At 61.9% G+C, this 9,692-nt stretch carries 8 protein-coding genes; all 8 read left to right on the forward strand.

The annotated features are described in order from the left end of the window. Positions 1-60: 60 nt before the first annotated feature. On the forward strand, positions 61-2,148 hold the full coding sequence (gene kdpB, locus FHW37_RS19150; RefSeq protein WP_145639251.1) for a potassium-transporting ATPase subunit KdpB: 2,088 nt from the start codon (positions 61-63) through the stop codon (positions 2,146-2,148). Positions 2,149-2,160: 12 nt separating this feature from the next. Further along, positions 2,161-2,730: a potassium-transporting ATPase subunit KdpC gene (gene kdpC, locus FHW37_RS19155; RefSeq protein WP_145639253.1), complete on the forward strand. Its 570-nt coding sequence runs from the start codon at positions 2,161-2,163 to the stop codon at positions 2,728-2,730. Between the two features lie 206 nt (positions 2,731-2,936). Then, positions 2,937-5,654: a sensor histidine kinase gene (locus tag FHW37_RS19160; RefSeq protein ID WP_145639255.1), complete on the forward strand. Its 2,718-nt coding sequence runs from the start codon at positions 2,937-2,939 to the stop codon at positions 5,652-5,654. A gap of 2 nt (positions 5,655-5,656) precedes the next feature. Further along, positions 5,657-6,352: a response regulator transcription factor gene (locus FHW37_RS19165; protein ID WP_145639257.1), complete on the forward strand. Its 696-nt coding sequence runs from the start codon at positions 5,657-5,659 to the stop codon at positions 6,350-6,352. A gap of 35 nt (positions 6,353-6,387) precedes the next feature. Next, positions 6,388-6,846 (forward strand): PTS sugar transporter subunit IIA, encoded by a 459-nt coding sequence (locus FHW37_RS19170; protein WP_145639259.1) that lies wholly within the window; start codon positions 6,388-6,390, stop codon positions 6,844-6,846. Positions 6,847-6,976: 130 nt separating this feature from the next. After that, positions 6,977-8,443 carry an MDR family MFS transporter gene (locus tag FHW37_RS19175; protein ID WP_145639260.1) on the forward strand — a complete coding sequence of 489 codons (1,467 nt, stop codon included), beginning with the start codon at positions 6,977-6,979 and terminating at the stop codon, positions 8,441-8,443. Between the two features lie 133 nt (positions 8,444-8,576). Then, positions 8,577-8,867, forward strand: coding sequence for a hypothetical protein (locus FHW37_RS19180; RefSeq protein ID WP_145639263.1), 291 nt, complete (start codon positions 8,577-8,579; stop codon positions 8,865-8,867). 185 nt (positions 8,868-9,052) lie between these two features. Continuing rightward, positions 9,053-9,442, forward strand: a complete 390-nt coding sequence (locus tag FHW37_RS19185; protein ID WP_145639264.1) for a GFA family protein — start codon at positions 9,053-9,055, stop codon at positions 9,440-9,442. The last annotated feature ends 250 nt before the right edge of the window (positions 9,443-9,692 follow it).

Here is a 9,692-nt window from a genome sequence, read left to right on the forward strand (position 1 = left end):
GTCGAAATCCTTCACGGCTGACCGTTTCGGTCGCCGCTCCTTGAAAAGCTGGAGCCTCTTATGAGCCAGGCAAAATCCGCGAGTATCCTCGATAGTCGCATTCTCGTTCCCGCAATCGGCGCAGCCTTCACCAAGCTGAACCCGCGCACGCTTGCGAAGAACCCCGTCATGTTCGTCGTCGCCACCGTATCGGTGCTGACCACGGTCCTTTTCCTGCGCGATCTCGCCATTGGCAGCGGCGATCTCGGCTTCTCCTTCCAGATCAATCTCTGGCTCTGGTTCACCGTGCTCTTCGCCAATTTCGCCGAAGCCGTTGCCGAAGGCCGTGGCAAGGCGCAGGCGGACTCGCTCCGCAAGGCCCGCACCGAAACCCAGGCCAAGCTGCTCACCTCGAATGGCAGCCGCGACTACAGGATGGTCGCCGGCACCAGCCTGAAGGTGAACGACATCGTCCTCGTCGAGGCCGGCGATATTATTCCCTCGGATGGGGAAGTCATCGAAGGTGTCGCCTCCGTCAACGAGGCCGCCATCACCGGTGAGTCCGCCCCCGTCATCCGCGAATCCGGCGGCGACCGCTCAGCCGTCACCGGCGGCACGCAGGTCCTGTCCGACTGGATCCGCGTGCGCATCACCGCAGCCGCCGGCTCCACCTTCCTTGACCGGATGATTTCGCTCGTCGAAGGCGCCGAACGCCAGAAGACGCCGAACGAGATCGCGCTCAACATCCTTCTCGCCGGCATGACGTTGATCTTCGTGCTCGCCACCGCGACCATTCCGAGCTTCGCCTCCTATGCCGGCGGCTCGATCCCGATCATCGTTCTCGTCGCCCTGTTCGTGACGCTGATCCCGACCACGATCGGCGCGCTGCTTTCCGCCATCGGCATTGCCGGCATGGACCGTCTCGTTCGCTTCAACGTGCTCGCCATGTCCGGCCGCGCCGTGGAAGCTGCCGGCGACGTCGATACGCTTCTCCTCGACAAGACCGGCACGATCACGCTCGGCAACCGCCAGGCAACCTCGTTCCGCCCGGTCCGCGGTGTGTCCGAACAGGAACTCGCCGATGCCGCCCAGCTTGCCTCGCTTGCCGACGAAACGCCGGAAGGCCGCTCCATCGTCGTGCTCGCCAAGGAAAAATACGCGATCCGCGCCCGCGACATGGCAAGCCTGAAAGCCACATTCGTGCCTTTCACGGCCCAGACCCGCATGAGCGGTGTCGATCTCGAAGGCTCTGCCATCCGCAAGGGCGCGGTCGATGCGGTGCTTGCCTATGTCGGTGCCGGTTCGCTGCCAGTCGCAGGCAATGCGGCGATCGCCGTCAGCCCGGAAAGCGACAGCGTACGGGAACTGAGAGCCATCGCCGAGGAGATCGCCAAGGCCGGCGGCACGCCGCTTGCCGTTGCCCGCGATGGAAAACTGCTCGGCGTCGTGCAGCTGAAGGATATCGTCAAGGGCGGCATCCGCGAGCGCTTTGCCGAACTGCGCCGCATGGGCATCCGCACCGTCATGATCACCGGCGACAACCCGATGACCGCTGCCGCGATCGCTGCCGAAGCCGGCGTCGACGATTTCCTTGCCCAGGCAACGCCGGAAAACAAGCTGTCGCTGATCCGCGAGGAGCAGGCCAAGGGCAAGCTCGTCGCCATGTGCGGCGACGGTACCAACGACGCCCCAGCACTTGCCCAGGCCGATGTCGGCGTCGCCATGAACACCGGCACGGTCGCTGCCCGCGAAGCCGGCAACATGGTCGATCTCGATAGCGATCCAACGAAACTCATCGAGATCGTCGAAATCGGCAAGCAGCTGCTGATGACCCGCGGCGCGCTCACCACCTTCTCGATCGCCAACGACATCGCAAAGTATTTCGCGATCATCCCGGCCATGTTCCTGGCCTTCTATCCGCAGCTCGGCGTCCTGAACATCATGGGCCTCGCCACGCCGCAAAGCGCCATCCTGTCGGCGATCATCTTCAATGCGCTGATCATCATCGCGCTGATCCCGCTATCGCTGAAGGGCGTCAAATATCGCGCCATCGGCGCCGGCGCGCTGCTGTCGCGCAATCTCGTCATCTACGGCCTTGGCGGCATCGTCGTGCCCTTCGCCGGCATCAAGGCGATCGACATGGTCATCACCGCGCTCGGCCTCGCTTAAGGAGTTCTTGAAATGTTGAAACATCTCCGTCCCGCCCTCGTCATGATCGTCGCCACCACGGCGCTGACCGGCCTGATCTACCCCTTCGCCATGACCGGCATCGCCCAGGCGGTGTTTCCGTCGCAGGCGAATGGCAGCCTGATCGAGAAGGATGGCAAGGTCATAGGCTCGTCGCTGATCGGCCAGGCCTTTACCGGCGAGCAATATTTCCACGGCCGTCCTTCGGCTGCAGGTGCGAATGGTTATGACGCCGCCGCATCCTCCGGCTCCAATCTCGGCCCGACCAGCCAGAAGCTTATCGACCGGGTAAAAGCCGATTACGAGGCGGCCAAAACCACCAACCCGAATGAGGATGTGCCGGTCGATCTCGTCACCGCTTCGGGCAGCGGTCTCGACCCGCATATTTCTCCGGAGGCAGCTCTGTTCCAGGTGCCGCGCATCGCCAAGGCGCGGAACATGGATGAGGCGGTCGTGAAGGCGCTGGTCGAGCAGCATATCGAGGGCCGGGAGCTTGGTTTTCTTGGTGAGCCTGTGGTCAACGTGCTGGCGTTGAACATGGCGCTGGATGGAGGGAAGAGCTAGAGGTTTGGCAGCAGCGTCGCCACTTGCTCCCTCATCCCTGTGCTTGTCACAGGGATCCAGCCGACGCGCGTCTGCGCGGCGAAAAGAGCCCTTTCAGCCCAAGGACTTGGGCTGGCTGGATTCCTGTGACAAGCACAGGAATGAGGGTGTAGATAGGGCGCAGCCTTCTTCAAAGAGAAGCTACGCCACCCGGAAAGATCGTTTTTATGCCTGACGACAGCCGCGACCCCCACACCAGGCCCTCGCCGGAAGCTCTCCTCGAGCATGCCGAGCGGGAAGGTCGCGGCCGGTTGAAAATCTTTCTTGGTGCGGCCCCCGGCGTCGGCAAGACTTATGAAATGCTGATGTCCGGCCGCGCGCGGCTTGCCGATGGCCTCGATGTCGTCATCGGCGTCGTCGAAACCCATGGCCGCAAGGAAACCGAGGCGCTGGTCGATGGTTTCGAGATCGTGCCGAGACGGCTGATCGACTATCGCGGCCAGAAACTCGATGAGATGGATCTCGACACCATCCTCGCCCGCCGCCCGCAACTCGTCCTCGTCGATGAACTCGCCCATACCAATGCGAGCGGCAGCCGCCATCCGAAACGCTACATGGATGTGCAGGAAATCCTCTCCAGCGGCATCGACGTCTATTCGACACTGAATATCCAGCATGTCGAAAGCCTGAACGATGTTGTCGCCCAGATAACCCGCATCCGGGTGCGCGAAACCGTGCCAGACCTGATCATCGACCGCGCCGACGATGTCGAGATCATCGACATCACGCCGGACGATCTCATCAAGCGCCTGAACGACGGCAAGGTCTATGTGCCGACCACGGCGCGCCGTGCCGTCGAAAACTATTTTTCGCCCGGCAATCTCACCGCCCTGCGCGAACTCGCTTTGCGCCGCACCGCGCAGCGGGTGGACGAGCAGCTCCTGAACCACATGCAGGCGCATGCGATTTCCGGCCCCTGGGCGGCGGGCGACCGTGTTCTGGTCTGCCTCGATCACGGCCGCAATGGTGCAAGCCTCGTGCGTTACGCCCGCCGCCAGGCCGACCGGCTGCGCGCGCCCTGGGCGGCGCTGCATCTGGAAACGCCGCGCGAACTGCATCTCTCCGACGAGGACAAGGACCGGCTGGCCGCCAACATGCGGCTTGCCGAACAGCTCGGCGCCGAAACGGTGATCCTGCCGGCGCTCACCCCGTCGAGCGAGATCATCGCTTATGCCAATGCCAACAATTTCACCCATATCGTCGTCGGTCGGCCGTCGCGGCCGCGCTGGCGGCAGCTGCTGCAAGGCTCCGTCACCCACGACCTGATCCGCCATGCCGGCGATATCAGCGTCCATGTCATTTCCGGTGAGAGAGGGGAGGGCGAGCCCCAGCGCGGCGTGAAAACCGCAAGCCCGCCAAAACCTTTCCGCCTGAGACCTTACCTCAACAGTACCGTTTTCGTCGGCCTCGCCATTCTGTCGGGTTTCGTGCTCGATCAGACGCTTGATGTCCGCAATCTCGCGCTGGTCCTTCTGATGGCGGTTCTGGCATCGGCCGTGCGTGGCGGATTGGGCCCCGGTCTCTATGCCTCCATCCTCGGTGCGCTTTCCTTCAACTTCTTCTTTCTCGATCCGCGCTACACGTTCACGGTCCAGGATCCGGAAAGCTTGGTGGCGCTGGTCTTCTATCTCGGTGTCGCGATCGTGGCTTCCAATCTGACTGCCGCGGTTCAGCGTCAGGCCGCTGCCGCCCGGCAGCGGGCAAGGACGACAGAGGATCTCTATCTCTTCTCGAAAAAGCTGGCCGGCACCGGCACGCTCGACGACGTGCTCTGGGCAACCGCCTTCCAGATCGCCTCCATGCTGAAAGTCCGCGTCGTCATCCTTCTGCCGGAAGGCGATACGATTGCCGTCAAGGCGGGTTATCCGCCGGACGATACGCTGGTTGATGCCGATATCGCCGCCGCAAAATGGGCCTGGGAACACAATCGCCCGGCCGGCCGCGCCGCGGATACCTTGCCCGGTGCAAAACGCCTTTACCTGCCGCTGCGCACCGGCCGCGAAGCCGTCGGCGTCATCGGCCTCGACAATGACCGCCAGGGCCCGCTTTTGACCCCTGACCAGCAGCGCCTGTTCGATGCGCTGGCGGATCAGGCAGCCCTTGCCATCGAGCGCATCCAGCTCGTCTCCGATGTCGACAAGGCAAAGCTTGCCGCCGAGACCGACCGGCTTCGCACAGCGCTCCTGACCTCGATCAGCCACGACCTGAAGACGCCGCTTGCCGCGATCATGGGCTCGGCCGGCGCGCTGAAGGATTTCGGCACGGAAATTCCCGAGGAGGCGCGGGCGGAGCTTCTGACCAGCGTCATCGACGAATCCGAGCGCCTCAACCGCTTTATCGCCAACCTGCTCGACATGACCCGCATCGGCTCCGGCGCGATGGAGCCGAACTATGCCCTGCATTATCTCGGGGATGTCGTCGGCACCGCTTTGTCGCGTGCCGCCAAGATCACCTCCGGCCACAGGATAGAGGTCAACATCCCGGCCGACCTGCCGATGCTGCGGATCGATCCCGTCCTGTTCGAACAGGTCCTGTTCAACCTCGTCGACAATGCCGCGAAATACGCGCCGGAAGGTACCGTGATCGACATGCGCAGCTGGCGAAACGGCAATGCCATCCTTATTTCTGTGATCGACGAAGGGCCGGGCATTCCACCCGAAGACCTCGAGCGGATTTTCGACAGCTTTTACCGGGTGCGCAAGGGCGACCATGTCCGGGCCGGTACCGGCCTTGGCCTCTCCATCTGCCGCGGTTTCGTGGAAGCCATGGGCGGCACAATCCGCGCCGCCAACCGCTCGGACCGCTCCGGCGCCATCTTCACGATCAGCATGCCGTTACCGGACAAGATATCCGGGCCGGACGAACTGCCTTTTCTCGGAGACTAGACATGACCAACACCGCAGTGCGCGTCCTGATCGTCGATGACGAACCGCCGATCCGCAAGCTTTTGCGCGTCGGGCTCTCCACGCAGGATTATGCGGTCAGCGAGGCGATGAATGCCAAAGTGGCAATCGAGATGGTGAAATCCGAAAAGCCGGATCTGATCATCCTCGATCTCGGCCTGCCCGACATGACCGGTCACGATCTTCTGGAAAAGTGGCGCGGCGAGGGGCTGGACCTGCCGATCGTCATCCTGTCGAGCCGCACCGACGAGGCCGGTATCGTCAAGGCGTTGGAACTCGGTGCCGATGACTACATTACAAAACCCTTCGGCATGAACGAGCTTGTCGCACGCATCCGCGTCGCGCTTCGCCACCGCCTGCAGGCCCAAGGCGAAAAGCCGATCTTCCAGACCGGCGAACTGTCCGTCGATCTCGTCAAGCGCATCGTCAAGGTGGCCGACAAAGAGATAAAACTGTCGCCGAAGGAATACGATATCCTGCGCATTCTCGTGCAGCATGCCGGCAAGGTTCTGACCCATCGTTATCTGCTCGAACATGTCTGGGATGGGCTGACCGATGTGCAATATCTGCGCGTCTATGTGCGCCAGCTGCGCCAGAAGATCGAAAAGACCCCCGACCAGCCGGATTACATCCTGACCGAGACGGGCGTCGGTTACCGGCTGCGCGAAGGCCAGCAATAACGCACCAGCAATACTCAATCATCATGGAAAACCCGATGAAGCTCGCGGATTGCCTCCTGCCGGAGAATATCGTGCTGGATCTCGCAGCGCCGTCGAAACAGGCGCTGATCGGCAAGCTCTCCGCCCTTGCCGCACGAAGGCTCGGACTGGAAGAAAGCGAAATCGCCCGCGCCCTGACGGCACGCGAAAATCTCGGCTCCACCGGCATCGGCGGCGGCGTCGCCATACCGCATGCGGCTGTGATGGGCCTAGACCGGCATTTCTGCCTGTTTGCCCGGCTCTCGCGGCCGGTCGATTTCGAAGCGGTCGACGAAAAGCCGGTCGATCTGGTTTTTCTTCTGCTTAATCCGCAGCGCCAGCCGGATCATCTCAACATCCTGTCCTGCATTGCCCGGCGGATGCGGAATGACGAGATCGTTGCCGCAATTCGGGCGGCGGCAAGCCCGGACGAGGTCTATTTGCGCATCTGCCCGACGGATGTGGAGAGAAATTGACCCGCCCGGATTTGATCAAGAGCAAATTGGCGCTTGACGGGACGCATGTGGGGTTTACTTAAACTCTGTCGACGCCAGACGCGCCGAGCTCCCCTTTGAATATGCCGCCTCGGCGCTCCGGAAGTCACTCATGACAGCAAAAACCTCTCATCGCGGTCTCGTCGTGGCCGCGATCATGGCATCCATGGCGATGATCGCCATCGAAGCGACCATCGTCTCCACAGCCATGCCGCAGATCGCAGCCCAGCTTGGACAGATCAATCTCTACAGCTGGGTCTTTTCGTCCTTCCTGCTGACCCAGACGGCCACGGCCGTCATCTTCGGCAAGCTTGCCGATATCTATGGTCGCAAGCCGATTCTCATCCTCGGCATCGCGCTTTTCCTCGCCGCCTCGGTTCTTTGCGGTTTCGCATGGTCCATGCCGTCGATGATCGTTTTCCGCCTCCTGCAGGGTATTGGCGCCGGTTCGGTACAGCCCGTGGCGATGACGGTTGTCGCAGACATGTTCCCAGGCAATCAGCGTGGCAAGGTGCAGGGTTATCTCGCAAGCGTCTGGGCTCTGTCGGCCGTCGTCGGCCCGCTCCTCGGCAGCATCATCATCCACAACCTGCCCTGGGCCTGGATTTTCTGGATCAATGTGCCGGTCGGGCTTCTGGCGGCACTCGGCTTCGTGATCTTCCTGCATGAGGAAAAGCGGCCGCAATCGGTGTCGATCGACGTTTTGGGGGCAGGGCTGTTTGCCATTTCCATCTCGGCGCTGATGATCGCGCTGACCGAGGTCGAAAGCGGATTTTCGCTAACGACGCTGGTCGCGCTTGTCATCTTCGTCGTCGCCACCATTGCCTTCATCTGGCAGGAGCGCCGCCACGAAGCGCCGATGGTGGCGCCGGACCTGTGGCTGAAGCGCCCGATCGCCTTTGCCAATCTCGCCGTCTTTTTCGCCTCGATGGCGATCATGGGGCTGACCACTTTCTTGCCGATGTATGTTCAGACGGTGCTGAACCGCTCGCCGCTGATCGCCGGTTTTGCGCTGACCATGCTTTTGCTCGGCTGGCCCTGCGGCGCGACCTTCGCCTCCCGCCAGTTCCCGCGCTTCGGCCTGCGGCCAATCATGATCGCCGGCAGCCTGTTCATCCCGGTCGGTACGGCCTGCCTCGTTTTCCTGACGCCCACAAGCTCGCCAGTGCTGGCCGGTGTCGGTTCGTTCATCATGGGTCTCGGCATGGGCCTCCTCAATATCGGTGCTCTCATCCTGACCCAGGAAAGCGTCACCTGGGCGCAGCGCGGCAGCGCCACGGCCTCCAACGTCTTTTCCCGCAATCTGGGAAGCACGCTCGGGGCAGCCGTCCTTGGCGCAGTGGTAACCTATGGTCTCGCCCATGTGACCGGTGGCGGCACTGTGACGCCGGAACGTCTTCAGGCCCTGCTGAATGGCGCTGGCACCCTTGCCGATAGCGGCGCCGAGATCAGGCTTGCCCTGCAGAATTCGCTGCATGCGACATTCGTCACCATGCTGCTGATGGCGCTCCTGATCGTCCCCGCCTGCCTCTTCGTGCCCCATCACAAACGGCAGGAGACCGCGCCGCAGCAGGCGTGATTTTCGCGCATTGCTCCCCAGACCACCGGGCACGGCCGCTCCCTTGAACGGCCGTGCAACCCTCCCTACCTGTGTATCAGCCGAGGCTCATGAGAGATCGGCATCGTCACAACGACCAAAGGTGGGTGGCACAATGCAAGAGATGCAGAAAACAATCCGCGACTTGACTGTCGAGGAACGCCAGGAAATTCTCGTCGATATCGCTTACGCGCTGGAAGGCACGTCGCGCGATGCGCTTGTCGAAGGCGACCAGCAGTTTGCGACGTTGACCGGCAACATGGCCGAGGCCATCCTCATCAATGCCGATGAACTCGCAGCCGAACATCCGGACGAGGCCGAACGCGTGGTCGAACAGGCAAATTCGATGATCTCGCAGTTCAAGACGGCCCATCCCTACAGGATGGTGAGCCTCGCCATCCATTAAGGATGGCGGCGGGGCTTCTTCCTGTCCCGCTCGATGATCGAGAAACACCGGATATCCCAAACAGCAACCCGCCGCTCCCCCGGCGGGTTTGTCATATCCGGACCGATCATAGACCGCGCGCATTGCGACAGGCCCACGTCCCGTCGTAAAATCCATCTCGGTTCGAAACCCGGGAGGAGGCTGACATGACCCGTTTCACCGGCGGCTGTCTGTGCGGCGATGTTCGTTTTTCGGCGGAAGGCGAGCCTTATCGGGTCGGCATCTGCCACTGCCTCGACTGCCGCAAACACCACGGCGCCCTCTTCCACGCCTCGGCCATCTTCCCTGAAGGCGCAGTGACGATCGAGGGAAAGACCCAAAACTACGCAGGCCGCCATTTCTGTCCCCGCTGCGGCTCTTCGGTTTTCGGAAAGACAGGCGATGAAGTCGAACTCAACCTCGGTTCGCTCGATGCCACGGACCAGTTTGTTCCAACATATGAGCTTTGGACCATAAGGCGGGAGGGCTGGCTGCCGGAGTTTTTGGTGAAAAGGCGATATGAGCGGGATCGAGAGGAAGGGGCGAGCGGTAGGTAGAAAACAACTCAGATGTCGGACGAGGCCCGCCGGAAAAAATCGGCAGCCTAATCACTTTCGTTTCAAAACAGCAGCGACGGTCCCGCTAATCGGACCTAGGAGTGCCCCCAAAGCGCACCTTTACCGCCTAATCAGACCAGCGAATTTTCTTGCCTTGTTGATTTCCACTGAGAGCTGACCCGGCGCAGCCCGATATTTCCATTGAGAATTGACCCATGTTTCAACCGTCCCTCGCATGTTTTCAGCGGGG

The sequence above is a fragment of the Neorhizobium alkalisoli genome (assembly GCF_007829835.1).
Taxonomy (GTDB): domain Bacteria; phylum Pseudomonadota; class Alphaproteobacteria; order Rhizobiales; family Rhizobiaceae; genus Neorhizobium.

Excerpts from the sequence above, each read along its gene's own strand:
- kdpC (WP_145639253.1), top strand. The coding sequence starts at position 2,161 with ATGTTGAAACATCTCCGTCCCGCCCTCGTCATGATCGTCGCCACCACG.
- FHW37_RS19170 (WP_145639259.1), top strand. The coding sequence starts at position 6,388 with ATGAAGCTCGCGGATTGCCTCCTGCCGGAGAATATCGTGCTGGATCTC.
- FHW37_RS19175 (WP_145639260.1), top strand. The coding sequence starts at position 6,977 with ATGACAGCAAAAACCTCTCATCGCGGTCTCGTCGTGGCCGCGATCATG.
- FHW37_RS19165 (WP_145639257.1), top strand. The coding sequence starts at position 5,657 with ATGACCAACACCGCAGTGCGCGTCCTGATCGTCGATGACGAACCGCCG.
- FHW37_RS19160 (WP_145639255.1), top strand. The coding sequence starts at position 2,937 with ATGCCTGACGACAGCCGCGACCCCCACACCAGGCCCTCGCCGGAAGCT.
- FHW37_RS19180 (WP_145639263.1), top strand. The coding sequence starts at position 8,577 with ATGCAAGAGATGCAGAAAACAATCCGCGACTTGACTGTCGAGGAACGC.
- kdpB (WP_145639251.1), top strand. The coding sequence starts at position 61 with ATGAGCCAGGCAAAATCCGCGAGTATCCTCGATAGTCGCATTCTCGTT.
- FHW37_RS19185 (WP_145639264.1), top strand. The coding sequence starts at position 9,053 with ATGACCCGTTTCACCGGCGGCTGTCTGTGCGGCGATGTTCGTTTTTCG.